Annotated in this window: 18 protein-coding genes; 9 read left to right on the plus strand and 9 right to left on the minus strand. The window is 57.8% G+C overall.

Annotated features, from left to right (window positions below):
* Positions 1–40: 40 nt before the first annotated feature.
* Positions 41–2452, plus strand: a complete 2412-nt coding sequence (locus ACIPR4_RS12220; RefSeq protein WP_144312418.1) for a GH92 family glycosyl hydrolase — start codon at positions 41–43, stop codon at positions 2450–2452.
* 203 nt (positions 2453–2655) lie between these two features.
* Positions 2656–3573, plus strand: coding sequence for a class A beta-lactamase (gene bla, locus ACIPR4_RS12225; protein WP_013568971.1), 918 nt, complete (start codon positions 2656–2658; stop codon positions 3571–3573).
* A gap of 4 nt (positions 3574–3577) precedes the next feature.
* Here bla and ACIPR4_RS21675 read toward each other — a convergent pair whose 3' ends face one another.
* Together ACIPR4_RS21675 and ACIPR4_RS12235 are read right to left on the minus strand one after the other, a co-directional pair.
* Positions 3578–5215: a T6SS phospholipase effector Tle1-like catalytic domain-containing protein gene (locus ACIPR4_RS21675; protein WP_013568972.1), complete on the minus strand. Its 1638-nt coding sequence runs from the start codon at positions 5213–5215 to the stop codon at positions 3578–3580.
* A gap of 168 nt (positions 5216–5383) precedes the next feature.
* Positions 5384–5923, minus strand: a complete 540-nt coding sequence (locus ACIPR4_RS12235; protein ID WP_013568973.1) for a YybH family protein — start codon at positions 5921–5923, stop codon at positions 5384–5386.
* Between the two features lie 411 nt (positions 5924–6334).
* On the opposite strand from ACIPR4_RS12235, the gene ACIPR4_RS12240 reads away from it, so the two are divergent.
* Entirely contained in the window at positions 6335–9823 is a 3489-nt protein-coding gene (locus ACIPR4_RS12240) for a TonB-dependent receptor (RefSeq protein ID WP_013568974.1), read from the plus strand.
* A gap of 54 nt (positions 9824–9877) precedes the next feature.
* On the opposite strand, the gene ACIPR4_RS12245 is transcribed toward ACIPR4_RS12240, so the two are convergent.
* On the minus strand, positions 9878–10648 hold the full coding sequence (locus ACIPR4_RS12245) for a hypothetical protein (RefSeq protein ID WP_013568975.1): 771 nt from the start codon (positions 10646–10648) through the stop codon (positions 9878–9880).
* 193 nt (positions 10649–10841) lie between these two features.
* Between ACIPR4_RS12245 and ACIPR4_RS12250 the strand changes: the two genes are divergently transcribed.
* Positions 10842–12269: a DUF3863 domain-containing protein gene (locus ACIPR4_RS12250; RefSeq protein WP_013568976.1), complete on the plus strand. Its 1428-nt coding sequence runs from the start codon at positions 10842–10844 to the stop codon at positions 12267–12269.
* A 22-nt stretch (positions 12270–12291) separates the two neighbouring features.
* Positions 12292–13710: an APC family permease gene (locus ACIPR4_RS12255; RefSeq protein ID WP_013568977.1), complete on the plus strand. Its 1419-nt coding sequence runs from the start codon at positions 12292–12294 to the stop codon at positions 13708–13710.
* Positions 13711–13831: 121 nt separating this feature from the next.
* On the opposite strand, the gene glgA is transcribed toward ACIPR4_RS12255, so the two are convergent.
* On the minus strand, positions 13832–15286 hold the full coding sequence (glgA, locus tag ACIPR4_RS12260) for a glycogen synthase GlgA (RefSeq protein ID WP_013568978.1): 1455 nt from the start codon (positions 15284–15286) through the stop codon (positions 13832–13834).
* 88 nt (positions 15287–15374) lie between these two features.
* On the opposite strand from glgA, the gene rsmA reads away from it, so the two are divergent.
* Positions 15375–16169, plus strand: coding sequence for a 16S rRNA (adenine(1518)-N(6)/adenine(1519)-N(6))-dimethyltransferase RsmA (gene rsmA, locus ACIPR4_RS12265; RefSeq protein WP_013568979.1), 795 nt, complete (start codon positions 15375–15377; stop codon positions 16167–16169).
* Between the two features lie 4 nt (positions 16170–16173).
* Here rsmA and ACIPR4_RS12270 read toward each other — a convergent pair whose 3' ends face one another.
* The 4 genes from ACIPR4_RS12270 to ACIPR4_RS12285 all read right to left on the minus strand — a co-directional run bounded on the left by ACIPR4_RS12270 (position 16174) and on the right by ACIPR4_RS12285 (position 20091).
* Positions 16174–18015, minus strand: coding sequence for a FecR family protein (locus ACIPR4_RS12270; protein ID WP_013568980.1), 1842 nt, complete (start codon positions 18013–18015; stop codon positions 16174–16176).
* A gap of 101 nt (positions 18016–18116) precedes the next feature.
* Positions 18117–18767 (minus strand): hypothetical protein, encoded by a 651-nt coding sequence (locus ACIPR4_RS12275; RefSeq protein ID WP_013568981.1) that lies wholly within the window; start codon positions 18765–18767, stop codon positions 18117–18119.
* On the minus strand, positions 18764–19270 hold the full coding sequence (ruvC, locus tag ACIPR4_RS12280) for a crossover junction endodeoxyribonuclease RuvC (RefSeq protein ID WP_013568982.1): 507 nt from the start codon (positions 19268–19270) through the stop codon (positions 18764–18766). Before ruvC ends, ACIPR4_RS12275 begins: the two co-directional genes overlap by 4 nt.
* A gap of 50 nt (positions 19271–19320) precedes the next feature.
* Positions 19321–20091 carry a thiazole synthase gene (locus ACIPR4_RS12285; RefSeq protein ID WP_013568983.1) on the minus strand — a complete coding sequence of 257 codons (771 nt, stop codon included), beginning with the start codon at positions 20089–20091 and terminating at the stop codon, positions 19321–19323.
* Positions 20092–20493: 402 nt separating this feature from the next.
* Between ACIPR4_RS12285 and ACIPR4_RS12290 the strand changes: the two genes are divergently transcribed.
* On the plus strand, positions 20494–20715 hold the full coding sequence (locus ACIPR4_RS12290; protein ID WP_013568984.1) for a hypothetical protein: 222 nt from the start codon (positions 20494–20496) through the stop codon (positions 20713–20715).
* Between the two features lie 68 nt (positions 20716–20783).
* Positions 20784–22175 (plus strand): carbohydrate porin, encoded by a 1392-nt coding sequence (locus tag ACIPR4_RS12295; RefSeq protein ID WP_013568985.1) that lies wholly within the window; start codon positions 20784–20786, stop codon positions 22173–22175.
* Between the two features lie 75 nt (positions 22176–22250).
* On the opposite strand, the gene ACIPR4_RS12300 is transcribed toward ACIPR4_RS12295, so the two are convergent.
* Positions 22251–23396, minus strand: a complete 1146-nt coding sequence (locus ACIPR4_RS12300; RefSeq protein ID WP_013568986.1) for an SGNH/GDSL hydrolase family protein — start codon at positions 23394–23396, stop codon at positions 22251–22253.
* A gap of 90 nt (positions 23397–23486) precedes the next feature.
* On the opposite strand from ACIPR4_RS12300, the gene ACIPR4_RS12305 reads away from it, so the two are divergent.
* Complete coding sequence (locus tag ACIPR4_RS12305) at positions 23487–24365, plus strand: prepilin peptidase (protein ID WP_013568987.1); 879 nt, start codon at positions 23487–23489, stop codon at positions 24363–24365.
* The last annotated feature ends 62 nt before the right edge of the window (positions 24366–24427 follow it).

Genomic DNA, 24427 nt, shown 5'->3' on the forward strand with positions numbered 1-24427 from the left:
ACTCACATCAATCGTATCTCCACACGGTATGCTGGCTTGCATGAATCTCCAGGGTCGATCCACTGTCTCCAAACTTCTGGTACTCAGCGCGCTCACCCTCCCGTCGGTCCTGCCAAGCCAGGACCGGGCTGCGCTGGTCAATCCCCTCATCGGCACCACCAACGGCGGCAACGTCTTCCCCGGAGCGACCATGCCCTTCGGCATGCTCCAGTTCACTCCCGAAGCATCGCCCGTCAACATGCGCCGCATGATTGCCGCGCCCGGCGGATACGAGTATCGCGCCACAAAGATCCGCGGCTTCGCTCTGACGAACGTCGAAGGCTGGGGATGCGCGGGCGGATCCGGCGATGTTCCCTTCATGCCAATCACTGAGCCGGTCGCTACCTCGCCCTCCAAGGACTTCCGCAACGCCTACTCCGCCACCTTTCAGCACAGCGATGAAAAGGCCGAACCCGGCTCCTATCGCGTGAAGCTGGGCAACGGCGTGGAAGTCTCCCTCGCCGCCGCCACGCGTATGGGTGCGGCAACCTTCCGCTTCCCCGAAGGACAGCCGGCACGCGTCCTCGTTCGTACCTCCGACTCCGAGTCAGGTTCAACCGACGCCCAGACCAGCATCGACGCCAAAACCGGCACGGTCACCGGCTCCGTCACCAGCGGCAACTTCTGCGGATACCTCGGCACGGAAGACCGCCGTTCGTACTACACGCTCTACTTCGTGGCTCGCTTCGACCGGCCCGTGACCGAAACCGGCACATGGAAGGACTACAGACTCACGCCCGGCGCTACCACCTCGGAAGGCGGCAACGGCTACGGCCCCAAGGGCTTTCCTGAAATGGGCCACGGCTCGGGAGCCTGGCTCGGCTTCGGCACCGGCGGAGACCTCCGTCTCCGCGTGGCTATCTCCTACGTTTCGCTCGCCAACGCCCGGGCCAACCTCGACGCGGAGAGTGCAACTGCAACCACTTACGAACAGGTCGCCGCCAACGCACGTTCCACGTGGAACAAACGCCTCGGCCAGATCGAAATCAATGGCGGCACCGAAGAACAGCGCATCGTCTTCCACACCGCGCTCTACCACGCCCTCCAAACGCCTACCACCTATAGCGATGTGAATGGCGAATACACCGGCATGGATCGCAAGACCCACCACATCGTACCCGGCCAGGCTGCTCAGTATGCCAATTTCTCCGGTTGGGACATCTACCGCTCTCAGTTCCAGCTCCTCACCTGGCTCGATCCCAAACAGGGCAGCGACATCGCGCAGAGTCTCTACAACCAGTCTCTGCAGGACGGCGGACGATGGGATCGCTGGACGCACCTCAGTGGCGCGACCCACGTCATGAACGGCGACCCAGCCGCTCCCGCCATTGCCGACGTCTGGGCCTTCGGCGGCCGTAGCTTCAACGCCAAAGCCGCCCTGGCCTCGCTCGTCCACGCCGCCGACGTGCCCACCAAGGAAGATCTCAGTCACGACGGCTGCCCGGTCGAATGCGTCGGCCAGCGCCCGGGTCTCGACCAGTGGCTGAAGCTGCACTACATTCCGGTCGGCGCTCCCGCGTGGGGTCCAGCCGCAGACACGCTCGAAGATGTCACGGCAGAGTTCGGCATCTCCGCTCTTGCCGGACACCTCGGAGACGAACCCACACGCCGCCGCTTCGCCGAACGTGCACAGTACTGGAAGAACCTCTGGAATCCGAACGCGACGCCCAACGAGGGTTACATCATGAATCGCAACGCCGATGGCACATGGGCCAAAGTCGAAGGCGAAAACGGCGGACCGTTGAAGAACTTCACCCCCGATACCGAAGATGGCTTCGTCGAAGGCAGTGCCGCGCAGTATGTCTGGATGGTGCCGTTCAACGTAGCCGGACTCTTCGAACAGATGGGCGGACGCGACAAGGCCGTCGCTCGCCTTGACCGCTTCTTCTACGACGAAAAGGACGCTCCCGCTGTTACGAAATCCGGCCCGCTCCACGCCGAACTCAACAACGAGCCTTCCATCGAAACTCCCTGGCTCTACGACTTCGCAGCCCAGCCCTGGAAGACGCAGCAACTCGTCCGTCAGGTGCTCAACACCATCTGGAAGAATGCCCCCGACGGCATCCCCGGCAACGACGACCTCGGCGAGATGTCCTCGTGGGCCGTCTTTGCCTCCATGGGTCTCTACCCGGAGATCCCCGGACGCGCCGAGTTCGTCCTCGCCAGCCCCCTCTTCCCAAAGATCACGGTCCATCGCCCAGCCGGAGACATCCAGATCGAAGCCAGTTCAGCCTCAACCAACGCGCCTTACATTCAGGGACTAAAGTTAAACGGTAAACCTGCGACGAAAACGTGGCTGCCAGAATCCTTCGCACTCAAGGGCGGTCACCTCGACTTCGACCTAAGCGATACCCCCAACAAAAACTGGGGCATCCACCCAGGCGACGAGCCCCCATCCTTCGGCCCAAAATAATTCCGACTTGTGCCCCATTCTTTCGCGCGCGCTTTTTGCGCGAAAGGGTGGGGTCGCGCGGAGCGCACAAACGGGACTCCTCAGGAAGCAAAAACAGATCCCTTCGCTTCGCTACGGGATGACAAAGTAAGGGAAGTCGAGCACGAGACCAGAACAAATCTAGCCACTGCCCACACCCCCACAACGGAACTACCCTGAACCTCATGCGCGCTCATCTGCTTCTCTCCTTAACCTTCGCTTCCACTCTCCTCGCGCAGCCCTCTCTGCAATCCCGTATCGCCACCATCGCCGCGACCATCCCGGCCAAAGTCTCCGTCGCCTGCAGCCTTCCCAACACACCCCTCAACTGCGACCTGAATCCCGATGCCAACCCGCCCATGCAATCCGTCTTCAAATTCCCTTTAGCCGTCGCTGTCCTCCACCGCGCAGATGAAGGCAAGCTCTTCCCGAATCAGCGCGCCGGCCAGTCGCTCGACGAGATCCTCGACACCCCCGTCCGTTACCTCTCCGTAGACATCATCTCGCCGCCCAACTATAGCCCACTCCAGGACAAATACCCTCGGGGCAACGTCGACGTTCCCCTACGTGAACTCATCACCCTCTCCGTTAGCAAATCGGATAACACCGCGTCGGATATTCTCCTTCGCATCCTCGGCGGCCCTCCAGTTCTTGACGCCTACATCCACACCCTCGGTGTTACGGGGTTCCAGGTCCGCGACAACGAGAAGAGCCTGCACGCCACCAACGCTCTCCAGTACCGCAACACCTTTTCGCCGCGCGCGGCGACACAGCTTCTTCGCCTTATGGCCGACCGGTCTCCGCTCTCCCCTGCTTCAACGCGCTTCCTGAACGACATCATGCTCCACGCCACCTCCGGCCCGCACCGCATCCACGGCGATCTTCCAGAAGGCACGTCCGTCGCGCATAAGACTGGAACCTCCGGCACCGCCAACGGCATGGATGCGGCCACCAACGATATCGGTCTGATCACTCTGCCCAACGGACAGCGTCTCGCCATCGCCATCTTCGTCACCGATGCGCACGCCACCCCGGAGGCGATCGAGCACGTCATGGCTCAGATCGCACGCGCTGCCTACGACGAAGCCATTGCCATCAAATAGGAGATCAACCGCTTCGTCGGGCAAACGAAATCAGCTTTTGTACGAGAACGACAAGCGTCACGACAACCATCACCCAAAAGAAGCCCGCGACTGGACGCAACTTCGAAATCCATTGGCCCATCGCGCTACCTTCGAAAGCCAACCAACCGTTCCGCACAAAGGTCAGAATCTGTGGTGGATGTACGCGCCGGCAGGCTAACACTGCGAACCACAAAGCCGCATACAGAGGAAGTCCCAACTCCAGCACCGTGACGAGGAACACGACCAGGCGGTTCTGGCGCAGCTTGCGATCGCGGCAGATCTTCGGCTGGAAGGTCAGGTACGCGTCGGAGTTCTTGTACGTTCCTATGACCTCCGAGGGGTCTACCAATTCGTCAGCCGTTATATTCTTCGGCTGGTAACAAGGATGTTTGAATCGCTCTCTTACGCTGGGATGGATGAGCGAATTCCTCGGAATCTTGCGATAGGCACCGAGAGGAATACGCATCTTCGCGGTCGCGTCGTCCTTGTCGTAGTAGCGATGCGGAAAAAACTCGAGCAGCCACCAAATGCCTTGCAGCGAACGATGCGGACTATAGGACTTCGGCTTTTCATACATGGGCGCCAGGGCTGCGGTCTCCGGCGTTGGCTCGCCAGGCGCCGGAGACCCAAGCACCATGCGAACGCGGGTTTCTTCAAAAACAGCCTGTGCTTTTCTGGCTTCCCCGATCATCCATTCCAGCGCAATGTTCGCAAGCCCACTCTGCAACTGTGGATAGCTTCCACCCACATCGGAGTGAACTCCTGCAAACCACACTTGTAGAAGGTCCTGGCATTTAAGCATAGGCTCTGCCGCGGGATTCCCAGGCACAGACGGGAGGTCTACTTTTACGGGGCCGCCCCACAGGTTGTCCTGGTAGAAGCATCGTCGTTCGTCGATGCTGACGGCGTGTCGTCCTCTTTGAATCGAGGGGTTTTGTGCCATATCCAGCAGGCGTAGCGGCGTCGAGATCCAGCCCACGGAAGAGACCGTATCCCACAATCCAACAAAATGAATGGAGAAATCCCTGTGCGAAAACGTGTCACGAAACGAAGTGTCGGTCGTGACGGTGTGCGCGTTCAGCTCTCTTTCGGTGACGATCCTTTCGGTATACATACGCCAGGCATACGGGATATGTCCTTCATTCCCTCGACAAAGCAGACCGTAACCGTGCAGCAGTCCGGCGAGGGCTCGAGCGGTATAGGCACCACGCGAAAATCCAAAGAGATAGACCTTGTCTCCGCTTGCGTAGTGCTGCATGAGATACCGATAGGCATCGAGGACGTTCTCCTGGAAGCCCTGGCCAAACGCCAGTCCCTTGACGACCGACCACTTCCTGGCTATTCCCTCTTTTGTGGGATCTCCCAGTGTGCCCACACCGGGGTGGTAGTACGCCACCTGATGCTCATCGAGCTTCAAAGCCGTGTACAACTTCACCACATTGGAGTTGCCATCCAGTGAATCCTTCGCGGCGAACTCGTTTCCCGTACCGTCGCAACAGACGAAGATATTCTTCGGTTTGTATGCGATTGGCGACAGCAGCAAATTATTTTTTGTTTCGGGTTCTGCAGTTGACGCTTGCTCGGGCGTCTTTCCCTGGAGCGATTGTGAATCGTCAGCCATGAGGGTCTCCCACGTTTCCGAAGTCATTGAATCAGGATTGGTCGCCCATCCTATCAACTCATCCGGCGGTGTCAAGCCCACATATTGCTGAGTCGCCGCCTTAACCTTTCACACTCTACAGAGGACGCGCCTCTGTAGAGTGCTTGAAGATGCAATCCAGAAAGGCTGTTATTTATTGGAAACAGGTGGCGGGGTCGATGGAGCATCGGAGTTGTAAGTGTCGACGATGCACTTCCATTGGCCGTCCGCCTGCTTCTTCCAGATCGACACCAATTTGCCGGAAACCGGTATCTGGCTACCGTTAGGTCCTTTGAGAGCGCCCGTCCATGCGCCGGTTGTGTACGCGAGATCACCGGATTTGGCTACTTCGATCGTCTTGATCTCCCACGAGAGCTTCGCAAAGACGTCGAAAGTAGCCGTCCAGGAGGCTCGGATTGCGGCCTTGCTAGCAACAATCGGTTCATCCGGAGGCAGCAGCATTGCATCGTCTGCATAGAAGGCAACTGCGGCATCCACGTCGTGTGTGCCAGCCGTCCTTGACCATTGGCCATCGAGAGCGCGGAGTTTCTGTTCGTCGCTCGCGCGCGTGTCAGAGGGTGTGGCCTGATGACAGCCTATGGTCGCCAGCGGGATCGCCAGACAGCTGCACACTATGACCCCGCGAGCGATAGCCGCAGGACCGTCGAAAAATTCCCTGAATGACTTCATTAATATGTGCTCCTTGAAAAATATGTCGCTGAAGATGACCCGATAGGCGTCTAAAAATTCCCTGAATAACTTCATCCATATCATCTTTTTCAGAAACGAGTCGCTGAAGTGATGTCAGCTTATTCTGCTTCACAAAACTTTCTCAGCACATACAGCCATGACATCGCGTTTGTCATCTCATCTCTGATGGAAAAGCGAGATGTCTCGTCGCTTACTCCATGTTACAGATGGGCAGGTAGAGAAGGCCGTTTGACAAGTCTTCCGAGTTAGGACTAAGGTGCTAGGACTGCTGCAAAAGACAGCCCTTCCCGATAAGTTCCTCACCATTGCCTTCCATCCTTTCTTTTCACGACGCGAGCGATTCTTCGCTCTCTTTCGTCTGCTGCGGTTCATTTTAATGAGGTCGATTTTATGACAAGTACTTTCTTTAAGGACAGACGCAAAGCGTTTGCTTATTTCATCGTTTTAATCCTTCTTGGTCTCGCCCCAAATGCATTCAGCCAGATGGACCAGGGTTCCATCGTCGGTTCAGTTCTGGATGCCACGGGCGCAGCCGTACCCAATGCAAAAGTCAAGTTAGTGAATGAGCAGACTGGATTCACGCTCGAACGGACCGCAGACGCCAGCGGAACGTATACCTTCACACCGATCAAGATCGGCACTTACACTGTGACGGCCTCAGCTGACACCTTCCGCTCCTTTGAACAACGCGGGATCAACGTTACAGCAGGATCTCGTAATGAAGTGCCTCTCACGCTGGCAGTCGCCTCTACCGATCAGACCGTTGAGGTAAGTTCCGCGCCGCCTCTCCTGCAGACCCAGGAAGCTTCCACCGGAGCGACCATCTCCGCGGAGGCCATCGTGCAGACACCACTGCTCAACCGCAATCCCATCTTCGTCGCGCAACTCACCCCCGGCGTGGTTCCCGCGGAACAGGGTTCGCGTGGCGCGAATAAGGGCGACTTTTCGGCCAACGGTCAGAGATCGCAGCAGAACAACTACATCCTCGATGGCGTGGACAACAACGCGGTACTTGTCGACATTCCAAACGGCGCTTCTTATGTCATCAAGCCGGTTCCGGATGCCTTGGCGGAGTTCAAGGTACAGACCAGCAATTACAACGCCGAGATTGGCCGCGCCGCTGGCGCGGTCGTCAATATGAGCATTAAGTCCGGCACCAATGGCTTGCACGGATCGCTCTGGGAGTACTGGCGGAACGATATTCTGAATGCGCGGGACTTCTTCCAGACCGTCAAGCCCAAGTATCGCCAGAACCAGTTTGGCGGAACCATTGGCGGTCCCATCCTCAAGGACAAGCTCTTCTTCTTTGGAGACGTCGAGGCAAATCGCATCATCTTCGGTCAGACTTCGATTAATTCGATCCCCACGCTGAAGATGCGTACCGGTGATTTCAGCGAGTTGCTGAGCCCGACGCTCACGAACAACACTGTTAGAACGCTCTCTGTTCCTGGCAGCGTCGGCCTCGTCCCACAACAGTGCAACGGAGCGCTCAATGTCTTCTGCCCCGCCCAGATTAGCCCCACTGCCCAGAAAGTTTTGAATGCGCTGCCCGCGCCAAATCTTGGTGTTACGGGACAGACTTTTAACAACTACCTCTTCCAGGGTTCGGCCAGCGATAACACAACCCAGTTTGACGGCCGCATTGATTGGAACGTCAGCTCTAAGGACCAAGTCTTCGCGCGTTACAGCGTGTCGAACCAGGCTCAAAACTTCCCCTCCATCTTCGGTGTTCTGGATGGCGGCGGCTTCGGAGCCGATGGCAACATCGGCAACAAGGGGCGCAACTTCACGGCAAGTGAGACGCACTTCTTTTCGCCAACGCTGTCGAATGAATTGCGCTTTGGTTACAACTGGATTAATGCAAAGTACTCGCAGGCAAACTCCGGAGACAACCTCTCGCCGCAGCTTGGTTTGGGAGGCATCCCTTTCTCTGCAGGAAACGGTGGTACGCCTCACTTCAACCTGAACGACGGATTGACCAGCTTCGGTTCGCCTGAATATGTTCCTACGGACGAATACGAGAACGTCGCCCAGATTCTGGACAACGTCTCCAAAGTCATCCATCACCACAGTCTTAAAGGTGGTGTGAACTTCCAGCGGATCCGCGTCCAGACGCTACAGCCCACCACGGCGCGCGGCACTTATAACTTCACCGGCAAGTTCACACAGACTCCCGGCGAGGCCGGAACGACAGGCTTCGGCGCTGCCGACATGATCGCAGATCAGATGGATAACGCATCGATCTCGAACATCTCGACGGTGCACAACCAGCGCTGGTATCGTTCCGCCTACTTCCAGGATGACTGGAAAGCGGCATCCAAACTCACTTTGAACCTGGGAATCCGTTGGGAATATTTCCAGCCGCAGGTAGAACTCGACGGTCGGCAGGCGAACTTCCAGATCGATTACAGCAACAACACCGCCCAATTCCTGCTGCCGGAGAAGGCCCGCCAGTACACCCTTCCCACAGCTCTGCTCACGGAGCTTGCTGCGAATAATGTGCCGGTGATCTACACCAGCAACAACTCTTTGGCCTCGGCGCAGAAACTGAACTTTTCTCCGCGCTTTGGCTTCTCGTATGCTGCCACTCCTACCACGGTTGTTCGCGGCGGCTTCGGTATCTTCTTCGGAGGCATCGAGAGCGTTGGGTTCTTCCCCAACCTGGGAGCCAATCCGCCGTTCCTCTTCACCTCCAACATCACCAGCGGAGGCTGCTCAACAGATCCCACAGTCGGCTGCGCAACCAACGGCGTTACGCTCGAAAATGGGTTCACCACCGCAATCGCTCAAGGGCTTTCGAACTTCGTGAACACCCCCGACATGCGTTCGTATCCGAAGAACATCCAGACTCCTTACACTGAGAGCTTCAACCTCTCGGTACAACAGCAGCTCACCGCAGACACAACGCTCACACTCTCCTACGTTGGTGCGGTCGGACGTCACCTGACTTCAAACCCGAAGGCGAACCAGATTCCAACACTGCTCGCTCCCGGAGCTGATGTACAAAAAGCCCGTCCCTTCAATCAGTTTGGTGCAGGCAGTCTGGAGTCCTACTCGGCGGTAAGTAACTACAACGGCGCGCAGGCAACAGTGGAGCATCGCGCGGCGAAGGGTCTTTACTTCCTGGCAACTTACACCTGGTCCAAGAACCTTGAGGATGCCTTCCTTCCTCTTGGAGCAAACGGCCAGTCCGGTTCGGGCTATCGCAATTGGCGTCAACTTGGTTTTGGCTTCGATTACGGCCCGTCCTACGCGGATACGCGGCATCGCGCGGTCGTCAACCTGCAATATGATCTGCCCTTCGGCATGGGACGCAAGTATCTCAACAAGTCCCATTTCGCCGACGCGGTCATCGGAGGCTGGGCTCTTACGACCCTCTTCCGTGTCCAGACAGGCCAACCGCAGATCGTGCAACCCAGTAACGATCCGACTAACGGTGCCGGTCAGGCACAAGGCATTCGAGTCGGCGATCCGAACAGCAACAATCTCCCAAGCCCTGGCAACGGAGCTGTCTGCGCTTCGCAGACACGAACAGTCAACACATGGTTCAATCCCTGCGCCTTTATCAATCCAACCAGTGCAACTGGCCCCAATGACATCGCAGCCTATGGAGGCTACGGTCGCTCCGTGGTCTACGGTCCGGGTTACAACCGCGTCGATCTGTCTCTCCTGAAGAAGTTCACAATCTACCGTGAGATGGCTCTTGATCTTCGTGCGGACCTGTTCAATGCGCTCAACACCCCGGCCTATGGACAGCCCAATGCGACGATCGGTAGCAGCTTTGGACAGATCACGAGCACACGCTTCGGTGGCACAGGAACAGCAGCGGAGACTCCGGATGCTCGCGTGGCCCAGATCTCTGCTCGCTTCCACTTCTAACGCAACAAGAACCAAGAGAACGGGCCGTCCAAAGATGTGGACGGCCCGTTCTTTTTAGAGATGCGGCCCGATAGTTCGGCTAAGGAATGCGGAGAAGGCGTGCCAGGGCGGGGTCATTCCGATGGGAACGGCGAGAGCAACTGACGCAAAGATAAGCGGCACGGCCCACATGGTGGAACGATGGATGCGTCGGACAGAGATGAGCTCGTAGACGAGGAGAAGGAGTAACAGCACGCCGATGCCGGTGACGGCTCCAGCAGCGGGCGGAAGCCCAATGCGGCCCCAGGGAAAGCGGCCGAAGGCTGCACCGCAGAGCCCTATTGTGGCAATCAGGATCAAGCGCTTGTGAGCATCCGGTCTGCGTCGGGCGCGCCAGGAGGCATAGATCACAACGGTGAAACCAGCAATGCCAACCAGTGGGATCGCAGAAGAGACAAAGGGATCCAGTGGGCCGATCTTCACCCCACGATGCAGCGCATCGATAGCAGCGAGTACGCCGAGCACGATCATCAGGGGCGGAAGGCAAAAAGCGATGGTGCCTAGCGAGCGGTGCCACTTAACGCGGCGAGCGGAGATGAGGGCGGCTTGCACGACGAAAAGCAGCATCCAGAGGGTGAAGACCGCGCCATGGATATGAAGAATGGGACTGGGAAGCGGCGCGCGCATCATGCCAGCCTGGAAGTAAGTGGGCGAGAAGCCGATGAAGACACAGACGCAAAGCAGAATCGACATGCCGCTATAAAAGACGCGTTCTACGGTTCGATTGACTGGTCTGTAATGAGGCTGCTGGCGGGGTGCAGGCGCAAAGACGGCATCAGTTGCCATGTCTTCTCCGTTTAGGGGAATGGGTATTACTGGCCTTTGGAAATAAATTTCTCGGAATGCGTGGAAGATATCACGCCGTGGGAGACGTTCACAAAGGGAATTTTCCGGGAAAATCTCGCGCGCTTCACGTCCCTATCCTTCTACCGACTAATCTTGACTGGGCTCAAGAGGAAAAAGCCCATGCAGGAGCCCTATGCCAACGATCAATCGTCGAAGACTTCTGAGCGGTTCCGCCGCGACCGGTGCCAGCATCATGGCTGCGTCCTCGGGCTTGAGTGCTGTGAGTAAATTGCTGACACCGCCACGGCAGGAACTCAAGCTCAAGGGCAATCGCTTCGTAACGTTCTGCATCATGATCAGGACAACGCCGTGGGAAGTCTCGCGTGATGTGAAATTGATGGCGCGCGACGAGTCCACGTGGCACACGCTGGACGGCGTGCGATCGATGCGCGAGGCATTCGCTCGCTCCAACCCGAACGGCCGCCTCACCTGGGGTTTTACGCTCAACGCGCTGGAAGACAAACGAACGAACTTTCGTCAGATCAGGGACTATGCCGTGGAATGTCATCAAAAATTTGGGGATGAGGTCTCCTATTTCCCCGGATATTTCCCTGCGATGTACCTGCCGCGTGAGCGGGTGAATCGCGAGATGACGGAGGCCATTCAGATCATCTCGGAGTTCGTCGGGCAGGGGTATCGCCCGCAGGCAATCATGGGTGGTTTTCTTTCAGCCAACAACCTGGCCTATCTGGCGGAGAAGGAAAACATCCACACAGCGCATGCGGTGATCTGGAGTCAGCATGCGATTGATGGCGGAGGAGCGGATGGCTCGCCTTCCTACCCTTTCTATCCTTCTGCAGAGCACTTCTGTAAACCGGCGCAGGGCACGTCTGACTTCATCGACTGCGTCAACCTGGATGGTTGGACGATGGACTTTCTGTGCGCGCGCAGAAGCGGTGCGCTCGATCACAAGATCACCGGATACAACAGCCGCCGCGGTGTCGGACCGATTGAGACCTATGTGGGTTGGGGCCTCGATCTGGGGCATCGTGAAGTGATGCATACCCAGTCCATCCACTTCGACGAAGGTTTCATGCGCAACCAATGGGGATGGGTGACGAACATCTGGGAAGCACAGATGGTGCATGAGTTTGGGAAAGATCTGATCTGCTCGGCCTTGGAGCGCTGGGTGACCGATACCAAAAAGCGATGGCCTGATGTTCACTTCGTCAGCTTTGGAGAGTTCGGATCGATCTGGCGAGGGCAGCACAAAACGAACGAGGACTGGAACTACAGCTTTATCGAACGCGGATCCGGGCTGGGTGATTCCTACAACAACCTCGAAATCGAGTGGTTCATGAACAAGAATCTTCGTTTGGCGCTCCTCCGAGACTGGCACCAGGAGACGCCGAAGAAAGTCATCGACTTCACGCGTTACGATCTGCCTGCCCATGAGCCTGCAGATCCCAGCCCGACGCATCCGGCAAAGTCCTGGGACCTGATGAATCGCATCAATCAGAAAGGTCTTCGGCGGCAGGATACTCCTGTGTTGCTGAGCGAGTTGAGCCAGGCAGACAGCGATTTTATCTTCGCTTCCCTGCCGCAGCTGAAAACTTATTGAGATAGAGGGACAATGCCGAGGCATGCTAACCTCCAACCACCGCATGCCCAAGCTGACCTCCACCATTCCTCCGCTCCACTCCCCGGACATCCCGGGTGAACTTCCGCGTGTGCTCAACGCCTGGCACGCCACGGCCATCGTCGTGGGCATTATCATCGGCTCCGGCATCTTCCTTGTGCCGCGCGAGATGATGGCGGCGGTCGGTTCTTCCACGATGGTCTATGCCGTCTGGATCCTCGGCGGCCTGCTCTCGCTCTTCGGCGCGATGACCTACGCCGAGATCGCCGCTGCCCGACCGCACTACGGTGGCGAGTACGCCTTCCTTCGCGAAGCCTACGGCGACCTCACCGGCTTTCTCTATATGTGGACGAACTTCATCGTCTCCAAGCCCGCATCGCTCGCCTCCATCGTCGCCGGTCTCACGCGCACGCTCGCCACCTTTGCAATCTTCGGCTTTTTTAACAATCCGGCCTTTCTCCACCTGACATGGGGAACGGTCGTCGCCATCGGCGCAACCTGGGCCGTTACGGTGCTCGATATTGTCGGCACGCGCAAAGCGGGAGACGTGCAGGTCGCCCTCACGTGGCTCAAGATCCTGCTCATTGTCATCATCACGGGAGTCTGCTTCGTTGCCGCTGGTCCGCTCGGCCACTGGCACAACTTCTCTACCCTCTACACCGGAGCGACGGGTGGCTTCTCAGGCTTCATGATTGCGCTCATCGCCGCGCTCTGGGCGTACGATGGCTGGTCAGACGTGGTCGCCGTCGCCGGAGAGGTCCGCAACCCGCAGCGCAACTTACCCCTCGCGCTCGTCGGTGGAGTCGCCCTCGTCGGTGCGCTCTACATGCTCACCAACGCCGCTATCCAATACATTCTTCCCGCAGCGTCGCTTGCAGCCGCAGACCGCCCCGCCGCCGATGCCCTTCGCCTCATCGTCGGACCATGGGGAGCGGGACTCGTCTCTATCGGCATGGCCGTCAGCATTACGGCCACCTTGGTAGGCTCTTCGCTCTCAGGCGCTCGCGTACCCTTCGCCGCAGCGCGCAACGGCCTGTTCTTCCCTTCGATCGCGCGAGTCAATCCGCGCTTTCAGACGCCAGCAAATGCGCTTGTGCTCCAGGCGGTTCTGGCAACGCTTATTTTGTTTATGATCGGAAAGTTCCAGGCGCTCTTTTCACTGGCAATCTTCTCGGAGTGGGTCTTCTACGGTCTCGCCGCCAGCACGATCTTCGTCTTCCGTAAGCGAGATACCGCACCACGACCGTATAGCGTCACCGGCTATCCGGTCGTGCCGGTGCTTTTCATCCTGTCTGCTCTTGTGCTCGTGGTCTTCTCGTTCAGGGCCGAACCGAGAAACTCCTTCTACGGAACGCTGGCGATCCTTGCAGGGGTTCCTGTGTTTCTGTGGTTCAAGCGAACCGCTTCAAAGGGCGAGATCTAGTTTCAAACAGCAGATCCCTTCGCTTTTTGAATGCGGTTCGCGCGTTACGCGAAGGCCCACACATCGCAAAGAGCGCGATGTATGGGGCACCCGGTTCTGTGGTCTTTTGAAGAGCTGCAGATCAGGACCAGGCGCGACGCTCGATCACCCGTTCGTAGACTTCCACGTACGCCTTTGTGCTGATTTCCCAGTCGTGATTTTCGGCCATGCCGCGACGCATCATGCCTTCCCACTGTTCCTTATTGCGGAAGGTAGCCAGGGCGCGTTTGATCGCGTCGAAGAAGTCCCAGGCGTTGTATCCCCAGAACTTGAATCCGTTGCCGCCGCCGTCGTGCTGCTCGTCGATGGTATCTTCCAGACCGCCCGTAGCGCGGACGACCGGTACGGTTCCATACTTCAACGAGTAGATCTGGTTCAGTCCGCACGGCTCGTAGCGGGAAGGCATCAGGAAGATGTCCGCGCCCGCTTCAATCTTGTGCGCGACCACGTTGTCGTACTTGATCTGCACGCGCACCTTATCGGGATAGCGCTCCGCAAGCTCCGTAAACAGGCGCTCGTAGTACTCCTCGCCGTTGCCAAGCACGACCAGCGCAATGTCTTCCTTTACCAGTTCATCCGCGATCTGCGCCACAAAGTCGAGGCCTTTCTGCGTGGCCAGACGCGAAACGATCCCGAGTACCGGCGTCTCATCGCCGATGTGATCAAGACCAAAGGCGTGCAGCAGATCGCGTCGGCATGCCTTCTTTCCGGACAGATCTTCCGGCGTGTAATGCGCCGCGATGTTCCTGTCCGTGGCAGGGTTCCACTCCCCGTAATCCACGCCATTTAAAATTCCGAAGAGATCGCCGCCGCGTTGACGGAACGTATCCTCCAGACCACTGCCAAACTCAGAGGTCTGGATTTCTTTGGCGTACGTCTGGCTGACCGTCGTGAGAGCGTCCGAATACACCGCGCCACCCTTGAGGAAGTTCAGCGTGTCGTTCTGCTCCAGCTTGGTAAAGGTGAACATATCCCAGGGCAGGAGAAGCGTCTCGATCGTCCTGGGCGGAAACCAGCCCTGATAGCCAGCGTTATGAATCGTCAGGACGCTCGGCACTTTGCGCAGGACGGGATCGAAATAGTAAACCGAACGAAGAAGCACGCTGACCATCGCCGTCTGCCAGTCATGCACGTGGAAGATGTCCGGAACGCCAAGAATCTTCGTCGCCTCAATCACCGCGCGGCTGAAACAGCCGAAGCGCTCCGCGTTGTCCGGATAGTCGCCGGAGGGTGTGGCATAAAGGCTCTCGCGATCGAAGAGTTCCGGAATGTCGACAAAGTACACCTGCGCTCCGTTTTGTTCCCCGGCATCGAGGATCCGGGCAAAGCGGTTGTAGGTTGGAAACGGAATCGTGAGGCTTTCGATCTTCGCCGGGAGGTTCGGCATGGCGCGCGCCACCTGTCGGTAATAGGGAATGAACGTCGTGACGCGATGCCCGAGCTTCTTTAACTCTGCCGGCAGAGCGCCCACCACGTCCGCCAATCCACCCGTCTTTGCAAACGGTACACACTCTGAAGCCGCAAACACTACATGCATCGAAATCTCCCTGCCCTGCCAAACCGTTAGTCTATATAGCTATGGATGCTAATACTTCATACTTCGTCGCACTTGGGATGCGATAGCCGTGGCCCAACCGCGCAAGCCTAAACTGGGCCAGAACTTTCTCGTCGACGACGGGGCGCGCCATCGCATTGCCGATGCGCTCGGCGATGTCTCTCAACGGACGGTCCTTGAGATCGGGCCAGGTCACGGATCGATCACCAGTATCCTCGCCGAACGCGCCAAAAAGCTGATCTGCATTGAACTCGACCGTTCGCTTGCACCGGAGCTGCGCTTCAAATTTCGAAATCATCCCAATGTAGAAATCATAGAAGCAGACGTTCTGCATGCGGATTTTGCTGCACTTCTTGGCGAAGACGAGACTGCAGATCTTGTCGGCAATCTTCCGTACTACATCACCTCCGACATCCTTCTGCATCTCTACGCGCAGAGTGAACGCCTGCGTATGGCCGTGGTGATGATGCAGCGCGAAGTGGCGGACCGCATCTCCGCATCGCCTGGCACGCGGGACTTCGGTCTGCTCTCGGCCACGTCCCAGATGTATGCGGATGTTGAGAATCTCTTCACCCTTCCGCCGGAGGCTTTTTCTCCTCCACCGGATGTCCATTCGTCTGTCCTGCGGCTGACCTTCGCTCCGCGCTTTGCTGAGCTGCACGTCGAAGCCAAACCGTTCGATGCATTCCTGAAGATGTGTTTTCAGCAGAAGCGGAAGACTCTTTCCAACAATCTGCGGGCAGGCGGCGTATCGCCCGAGCGCATCGCTGCAGCATGCGCGCAGACGGACGTATCACCCACCGTGCGTGCGGAAGCGATGACGCTGGAAGCCCTGGCCAGCATGCACCGCGAACTCCGGATGTAAGAACCTATTTCGGTGCAACAGGAGCAGCCCGTGGTGCCGGTGGTGGTGAAGCGGGACGGGGAGCAGGCGGCGTATGGAACTGTGGCTGCTGCACGGGCGCTGGCCGTGGTTGTTGTGTTGGCGTTGGCTGGAACGCTGGTCGCGTCTGCGTGGGTACAACGGGAGCAGAACGTACCGGGGCCGCAGGTTGTGGCTGGAAGGTAGGCGCCGCGTTTGCTGCCGGGGGATGAGACTGGCCCGTGGGATTGCGAACCTGCTGTGGCACAGGTGTTTCCTGTGAGCCTGGAGCTTGTTGATGGTGGTTTTGCAATCCGTTCCAATTGGGCCGTGTTGTCGGCGCAATGTCCGTCGCGGGCGCCGTGGGGTTAGGTTGGTGACCACGAACGCCGGTTCCGGTGCCATTCCAGTTGGGGCGCGAGGTGCCGGACGCGGGCTGCGGCACACCGTTTGCAGGATGAACGGCCGCGCCAGGAATGCTTGGCGCTCCGGTGACAGAACGGCCTCCTACAGAGGTCCAGCCTGCTCCCGGAACAATCACGGCATTCGGTTGCGTCGGAGGGATGCCCATGGATGGCCGTTGCGTCGCCGGGTCTACGGGGAAGTCCCGCCGCAGGCCAGCGCCGACGGCGCTCCCACCGCGCTGAGTGTAGCCTCCCAGGCGACGAAGCGGCGTTACCGGATGTCCATTGAAGATTGCTGTGCGTCCACTGTCCTGCACACGGACAGAATTCGAGGCAAAGCTATTGCGGACCGGGACGATCGGCCGCAGATGAAACTGCTCGCCAGGACGCGGTCTGGGACCGGTAACCGGGCGGATGGGGAGACGGTATCCCGGCGGGGAACGGCGTATCCGCAGACCCGCGTTGCCATATCCGCTGTATCCCCAACCCGCGCCAAAAGTGTTGCATCCCGTCGCCTGCCAACCCCAGCCAAAGCCGTTCCAGTAGTTCCAGTTTCCGCAACGGAAGGGCGTCCATCCCCACGCATACGATGAGGCCCAGACATAGCCGCTCGGGTAGTAGACCCAGCTTCCATTGCCGTAGGGATCGAATCCTGAAGCATCTGCCCCCGTGGGCTGCCAGACGAGGCCTTCGCCGGGAAGGTTGTACCAGTTCCCGTAGGCATCGAGGTCGGACCAGCCGTAGCCCTGTGTGCCTTCGAGTGTGTCGCGTGCCTCGGTGCGCTGGTTCGCTTCATTCAGTGCTTCCTGATCGCGATCTTCGTTCCATTTGTCCCAGGTCTGTTCCGAAACGCCCTGCGAAAGAAAGTAGCGTGTGTTGTCGGACTCGTCTCCACGAAGCGTTTCGCCACTTTTAAGGACAGCAGAAAATCCACCCTGACGCGACACAGAGACGGAGCCCTGGAGCACACTGATTTCGGCCGGAAGCGCGTCCATGCCGATACGAAAGACGGAGTTCTCCTGCGGAGCAATCTGCTCTCCCGCTGCGTCCACAAAGTAAGTCGAAGTTCCGGAGGCCCGCGTTTCAAAATAAAGGAGGCCCGTAAGAGGCTGAATCTGGGTCGACATGTGGTTCGAGTTATCGAGGTCCAGCGCGTTCAAAGAGATGGAACTGTTGGGCGTCAGACGCACGACACTGCCATCTTCAAATTCGATCTCTGTCTGGCCGTCATCGCCGGTGGCAATACGCTGCCCGGCGACTGCGGGCATATTGAGCTGCACGGCAAAGCTTTGGCCGTTGCCATCCACGGTCACGGAACCCGAAAGGAAGCTGATGCGGGCGGTACGGACAGGAGGAGTATTCTGGCCCTGGTCGTCCTGAGAAAACAATGGCAGAGCCAAAGCGAGCGTGAGCGGCAACAACCAGAGATTTCTTACAGAACGCATTCGACTCTCCTCATGCACGCTTTGTCCGGAAAAGCCGGGATAAAGCGCCAATCGCTTATCTTAGACCCTTAACGCGAGAGAAAGACACGCGAGGTCTCGACCTAATTTGAGGCGAGTTCCAACAAATGGACGGCTTTGACTCGTACGCGGTCCAGCACATGCGTATCCGCCGCGATGGAACGAAGGGTTTCTGCGATGGATTGCAGTTCCAGAGCGTTCCCTTCCGCTGCGGCCTTGGAGAGATTGATCATCTCCTTGTCCAGACCAAGCCGATCGTACCGATGTAGACGGGCCAGCTCTGCGCCGCTCTCCAGGGTCAAGGCGATGGCTTGCCCGATGTCCGCAACCTGAAGCAACGGTTTGTTGTCGCTGTAGTTGAAAGCGCACGTGGCAGAGGTGCCGTCGGTGGTGAAGATGACTGTCTTCATGCCCATATTGGCAAGGTTCTTTGCCTTCGTCTCGCATGGCTGCATGCCATGCGAGGAGCGAAGGAGCGCTTCGAGTTTCACAGACGTCGCCGCAGACATGATGAAAGTGGATGAGGGCGGAGGTAGAGCATCTTCCCTGCGCGCGGTAAAGACGGTCGATCCATCCGCTTCGCGCGCGATCTTCCACCACGGTAAGGTCAGGCCCGGTCGCTCGAACTCCATCGACCACTTAAATCCAGAGGAAGCTGGAGGGACGGAGGGAGCACTCTGCGACACGACAGGCACGGCCAGAAGGTATAGGTATAGGAGGGCAAGACGCTTCATCGACCGCCCTGGAGCAGAAGCGTCTGCGCGGTGTGGATGTGGCAGATGGCGATGGCGAGCGCGTCGGCGGCGTCGGCTGGTTCCGGCGCCTTTTCCAGATCGAGGAGACGGGCGACCATGAACTGAACCTGCTCTTTCGCGGCGAGGCCGTAGCCTACGACGGCGGATTTGATGGAGAGCGGAGCGTATTCCGCCACCTGCAGACCGCAGCTCGCCGCTGCCAGCATAGCGACTCCGCGAACATGACCGAGCTTGAGTGCCGATTTGGCATTCGCCGCAAAAAAGACGTCCTCGATGGCGACGACTTCCGGTTCGTATGCCGTGATCAGGCCGGTCAGTTCCACGTAAACCTGTTGCAGGCGCTCCGGGGTCTTGTGTTTCTTATGGAGCTTGATGGCTCCAGCGGCGATGGGGACGAGACGCTGCCGTTTGCCGGAATCGTCGACTTCGACGACGCCCCAGCCGGTGTACTCCGTTCCACAATCGATGCCGAAGACGCGCATACCCTGAGTCTACGGAGTTCCGCGCCGGAGCGGTATAGCGAAAGAAGCTCCTAGCGCGAGATTCCGTCCAAGGGAGAGCTCGCGGTGGCGTAAAGTTTGCGCGGCATGCGTCCTGCCAAAAAAGCTTCGCGCCCGGCGATCACGGCATGCTTCATGGCAAAGGCCATGCCAACCGGATCCTTCGCTGCCGCTACCGCCGAGTTGACGAGGACGGCGTCATAACCAAGCTCCATGGCGATCGCAGCGTCCGAGGCGGTACCAATTCCGGCGTCGAGAATAAGCGGAACTTCATCAATCAGCTCTCGCAGGATGCGGAGGTTCGCCATGTTCTGCAGACCCAGACCGGAACCGATGGGAGATCCCAGAGGCATGACCGCAGATGCACCCGCATCAATTAATTTCTTCGCAAATACAATATCATCAGTGGTATACGGAAGAACCTTGAAGCCTTCCTTCACTAGAACCTGGGTTGCTGTTAACGTTCCTGCCACGTCCGGGTAAAGCGTTCTCTGGTCTCCGATGACCTCGATCTTCACCCAGTCCGAGAGGCCCACTTCGCGGCCGAGGCGCGCTGCTCGGATGGCCTCTTCCCCTGTGTAACAACCAGCGGTGTTGGGCAGGAGGAAGAATTTTGCGGGATCGATAAAGTCGAGCAGCGAGTCCTTCGTGCGGTCGAGTTCCACGCGACGGACAGCAACCGTCACCATCTCTGCACCGCTGGCTTCAATGGCGGCTTTGGTTTCAGGGCCGTCCTTGTACTTGCCTGTTCCTACGATGAGACGGGATTGGAAGGTGCGACCGGCGATGACAAGGGGTTCCATAGACTCCATTTTATCGTGGCAAAAGAGAGACGGCCCACGCCGGAAGGGCGAACGGGCCGTCTGTCGGTGGACTGTGGAGATTGACCTGAGGCGTCCCCCTCTTGCGGGCGGCCTCGGCGGAGTCTAAAAGCGATGATGAAGCTACTTCCGACCTGCCAGGACTGGAGCGGAACGCTCTAGGCCTCAGTCACCTCACGTGCTGTGGAACACAAGTTACTGTCAGATTTCATAGGCTTGGATCATCCTCCTTTCCCGTGTAAGAAAGACACTACGCCGGGTCGGAAGGTGGGTCAAGGTGAGGCGGGTGCCTTGGCGTATTCCGCCGCGAGTGCATCCCCAGAGCAGGGGCAGCGCATCACAAAATTCTGCGCTGTAAGACTTTCTCCTGGAAGGAATTTCTGCATGAAACCAGCAACACTGATCGGAATTCTGCTTATCATCCTCGGCATCGTAGGATTTGCGCTCGGGGGCGTTACGTTCACCCATCAGAAAAAAGACATCGACGCGGGTCCTGTTCAAATCAGTCACGAATCGAAGCAGACCGTGCCCATCAATCCCGTCGTTTCCGGCATTGCTCTGGTTGCCGGCATTACTCTGGTGATCGTGGGTTCACGCAGCAGATAGTTTTCAAACGCCCACTTCCTTGGGTAGGACGCGGGCGTTTGTGTGTTCGGAGAGAATAGACCTACCGCATGCGATTTTTACCCCTGATCCTGTTGCTGTCCGGAAGCCTTTTACTTGCCCAGGACTCGTCAACACCGCCCGAGACGACGTCGAAGTCGCCTGTCACGATGTTTCCCCATTCGGACAGCTCGCGGTTCTACGCTGCCGGTCAGGCAAACATCATCTTTCAGGCACATCCTCCGTTCCATTCGCCTTATGAATCGACTAACAGCTTCGTGGGCCGCGGCGAATATAAGACCTCGCTCGTCGGCACGCTTTACCTCGCAATGCAGCTTAATAAGAATTCGCGCTTCAATACGGACCTTATTGTGAACTTTGAAAGCGCGGGTGGGCGCGGACTTTCGCAGGCGCTAGGCCTGGCTGGATTTACGAATCTGGATGTAGTGCGGAATCCCTCACTTGGATCAAAGCCTTATCTGGCGCGGCTTTCTCTTCACCAGGCAATCGGGCTTTCGAGCAAACTTGTGGACAGCCCACGGACGGCGTTCTCTCTTGCGACCAAGGTATCGGAGCGACGGATCGAGATGCGGCTGGGCAAGATGAGTCTGCCGGATTTCTTCGACGTAAATGCCATCGGCAGCGACTCGCACCTGCAGTTTCAGAACTGGACCATCGATAACAACGGAGCCTGGGATTACGCCGCAGATACGCGCGGCTACACGTACGCCGGGACTCTGGAGTACGACGACCATGACTTTTCAGCGCGCTACGCCCTTGCGGCGATGCCCACCGTGGCCAACGGCATTGCGTACGACTGGGCCTTCCATCGCGCCAGCGGGCAGAACTTTGAACTGGAGTACCGAAAGGGCTTGTTCTCTCCTCTATTCAAGGAAGACCGCAAGGGCGTAATCCGGGTGCTTGGTTTTGTGAATCACGCACACATGGGCAGCTATCGCGAGGCGAACGTTGCGTTTCTAAACCACACGGATACGACACCGGATGTGACCAAGCATGAGCACTTTGCGTCGGTGAAGTACGGTGTGGGACTGAACCTGGAGCAGCAGGTGACGACGAATCTGCGCGGATTTATGCGTCTTGGGTGGAATGAAGGTCAGAACGAGTCGTACGCCTATACAGAAGTCGATCAGACGGTAGTATTCGGTGCTGATTACGCGATGGCGGGGCATGGACGCCCCAATGACAAGATTGGTATGGCTTTCGTCTCGAATGCCATCAAGAGGGACCACCAGACTTACCTGAAGCTGGGTGGACAGGGATTTTTGCTCGGGGATGGGACGCTCAACTATGGACGCGAGGACATTCTGGAGGCGTACTACAACACCCACACCTGGCGGGGTCTGTTCTTTGCCTTCGGATCGCAGGGGATCTTTCATCCTGGCTACAACACCGACCGCGGCCCAATCTGGGTGCCAACGGTGCGGGCGCACGTGGACTTCTAATCCTTGCCGGAGATGCCATAAAAATGGGACAGACCAAGGTCTGTCCCATTTTTATGCGTATGATTTTCCTGCGATCTAGTACCTCAGCGGGCTGGCGTCGATCTGCTGGATGATGAACTGCGCAAAAAGTTGGCCGAGATGCGTTGTTGGATGAACCGAATCCGCAAACTCGAAAGTCTGAGCCGCATTGGGTGCGGTCAGAGTCTTCGGCGAGCAGAAGAGGGAGTCCGTGAAAAACGAAGGGTTATTCAAATGGAGTTGCGTGGCCCTTGCAACCTGAGCCTGGGCATCGCAAGCAGTTCCGGTATTGGATACCTGGAATCCAAGTTCCTTGAAGTTTTTGGTGCTATTTTCCAGGAATGTGAATAGATCGATTGAGATCACCTGATTGAGTAGGCCCTGTTGTTGAAGGCTTCCCTCCAGGGCGGTATTGAAGACTTGAGAGACCTGCGTCAAAGTCGCGCCATGATCCGCGCTGGCAGCACCTTCGGGAGTTACCCCCAGATCGGGCATATTAAACAGCACAATGCGCGGAGATCCGTTTTCCTTCAAGGTATGAACGACAGTGGCCAAATCCACAGCAGCCTGTTCGATTGCCGCAATGGCAGCTTGCTGGGCCGCAGCCGTACCTGCTGCCTGTGCTGCTTCCAGATCAACCTGGATATCGTTAGGGCCTGCCTGGAGGAAAACGATTTGGTTCGAGTTGAATCTCTTGTGAACTTTCAGATAGATCTGTACCTGTTCGGTTACAGGAATCGTTGTCGCTAAAGCAAAATCCGCATTTCGCGTGCCTGGCGGCGCGTGATTCACTCCTATGGGGTCTTTCACGCGGGAACCGCCCTGCCCATAGCAAAGCCCATTGACAGGAATAAGCGGAATACCGAAGCCTCCGAGCGCCGCCGGTTCAAGGACGGATCCGTAGTGCTCAGCGACAACTTGAGGAAAGATCAGAGTTGGATTTGTAGAAAACTTGCCACCGCCGAAGAATAGTGTGGCGAAGGGAGAATAGACGCCGCAGTCCATCAGGCTATCTCCAAAGGCTACGAACTGGATTTTGCCGTGTCCTTCGGAATCCTCAGAAGCATCGATTTGCGATGCCTGCAAAGGTTCCAAACTGAACATGGCGATGGCTGCGATGGAAAGCAGGCGCATGAGACCGTTGAGCATACTGCTCGGTCTTAAGCGCAGTCCAGAACTGCTCGTTTTTTTCTGGCTGTTCATAAATCTCTCCTGGAGGATGTAGGCATCGCTCCGACGAAATGAACCCTCCAGCAAATCTTTATTCCAAAAGGTCGCCACTATACTTTGTCTGTGGCGACTCTTTTTCTTGTCTCGGCGTTTGCTCTCGGCCTTCTGCTGGGTTCATTTCTTAATGTCTGCATTGCGCGATTACCTCAGCATGAGTCGATCGTTTCGCCACGCTCGCGCTGTGGAAGCTGCGGCCGCGAGATCCGCTGGTACGACAATGTTCCGCTGCTGAGTTACGTGGTGCTTGCAGGAAAGTGCCGCGACTGCGGCAGCCGGATCTCGCTGGTGTATCCGGCGGTGGAACTGGCGACCGGGATATGGTTTGCGCTGGCCGTCTATCTGGGTGCCGGCGCTCTGCAGATTGCGACCCTCTGGGTGGCTGGCTTTCTTCTCATCGGCCTGGCGGTAATGGATTGGCAGACCCACTTGCTGCCGGACGGGTTCACCCTGACCGGGATTCTGCTCGGCATGATGCTGATCTGCACGCGGACGATCTTTCTGGGCCCACATGAGGGCGACGTTCTCCTCGCCAAACACCACATTGAGCTGCGAGCGCCTGGGGCCACGCATGACGGTGGCAATATCTTTCTGACCGGATCCGAGAGCCTGATCTTCGGTCGGCTTGCGGCAGTGGTGGGAGCGTTTCTTCTGCTCTTTGCGATTCGTGCTCTTTATAAGCTGGTGCGGAAGCGCGATGGCATGGGGCTGGGGGATGCGAAGCTGCTGGCGATGATTGCGGCATTCCTGGGATTCGCTCCTGCTCTCTTTGCCCTCTTTGTCGGAGTCTGCGGAGCGACGTTTTATGCCGTCCTGCTCCTCATGCGAGGCAAGGCAAGCGGGGCCACACGGCTTCCCTTTGGAAGTTTTCTGGCTGTAGGCGGCATGGTCAGCGCGCTGTACGGAGAGGCCGTCGTGGCTTGGTACACTTCTCTCTTTCGATGAAAAGCCTTCTCCTGTTCGCTCTGTTCTCCGCCACTCTCTTTGCGCAGGCCCCGAAAGGAAAA

Origin of the sequence: Terriglobus saanensis SP1PR4 (assembly GCF_000179915.2) — a bacterium.
Lineage (GTDB): Bacteria > Acidobacteriota > Terriglobia > Terriglobales > Acidobacteriaceae > Terriglobus > Terriglobus saanensis.

What these genes read in the sequence shown, in the direction of transcription:
- ACIPR4_RS12220 (WP_144312418.1), top strand. Translation starts at nt 41, where the DNA reads ATGAATCTCCAGGGTCGATCCACTGTCTCCAAACTTCTGGTACTCAGC.
- bla (WP_013568971.1), top strand. Translation starts at nt 2,656, where the DNA reads ATGCGCGCTCATCTGCTTCTCTCCTTAACCTTCGCTTCCACTCTCCTC.
- ACIPR4_RS21675 (WP_013568972.1), bottom strand. Translation starts at nt 5,215, where the DNA reads ATGGCTGACGATTCACAATCGCTCCAGGGAAAGACGCCCGAGCAAGCG.
- ACIPR4_RS12235 (WP_013568973.1), bottom strand. Translation starts at nt 5,923, where the DNA reads ATGAAGTCATTCAGGGAATTTTTCGACGGTCCTGCGGCTATCGCTCGC.
- ACIPR4_RS12240 (WP_013568974.1), top strand. Translation starts at nt 6,335, where the DNA reads ATGACAAGTACTTTCTTTAAGGACAGACGCAAAGCGTTTGCTTATTTC.
- ACIPR4_RS12245 (WP_013568975.1), bottom strand. Translation starts at nt 10,648, where the DNA reads ATGGCAACTGATGCCGTCTTTGCGCCTGCACCCCGCCAGCAGCCTCAT.
- ACIPR4_RS12250 (WP_013568976.1), top strand. Translation starts at nt 10,842, where the DNA reads ATGCCAACGATCAATCGTCGAAGACTTCTGAGCGGTTCCGCCGCGACC.
- ACIPR4_RS12255 (WP_013568977.1), top strand. Translation starts at nt 12,292, where the DNA reads ATGCTAACCTCCAACCACCGCATGCCCAAGCTGACCTCCACCATTCCT.
- glgA (WP_013568978.1), bottom strand. Translation starts at nt 15,286, where the DNA reads ATGCATGTAGTGTTTGCGGCTTCAGAGTGTGTACCGTTTGCAAAGACG.
- ACIPR4_RS12270 (WP_013568980.1), bottom strand. Translation starts at nt 18,015, where the DNA reads ATGCGTTCTGTAAGAAATCTCTGGTTGTTGCCGCTCACGCTCGCTTTG.
- ACIPR4_RS12275 (WP_013568981.1), bottom strand. Translation starts at nt 18,767, where the DNA reads ATGAAGCGTCTTGCCCTCCTATACCTATACCTTCTGGCCGTGCCTGTC.
- ruvC (WP_013568982.1), bottom strand. Translation starts at nt 19,270, where the DNA reads ATGCGCGTCTTCGGCATCGATTGTGGAACGGAGTACACCGGCTGGGGC.
- ACIPR4_RS12285 (WP_013568983.1), bottom strand. Translation starts at nt 20,091, where the DNA reads ATGGAACCCCTTGTCATCGCCGGTCGCACCTTCCAATCCCGTCTCATC.
- ACIPR4_RS12290 (WP_013568984.1), top strand. Translation starts at nt 20,494, where the DNA reads ATGAAACCAGCAACACTGATCGGAATTCTGCTTATCATCCTCGGCATC.
- ACIPR4_RS12295 (WP_013568985.1), top strand. Translation starts at nt 20,784, where the DNA reads ATGCGATTTTTACCCCTGATCCTGTTGCTGTCCGGAAGCCTTTTACTT.
- ACIPR4_RS12300 (WP_013568986.1), bottom strand. Translation starts at nt 23,396, where the DNA reads ATGAACAGCCAGAAAAAAACGAGCAGTTCTGGACTGCGCTTAAGACCG.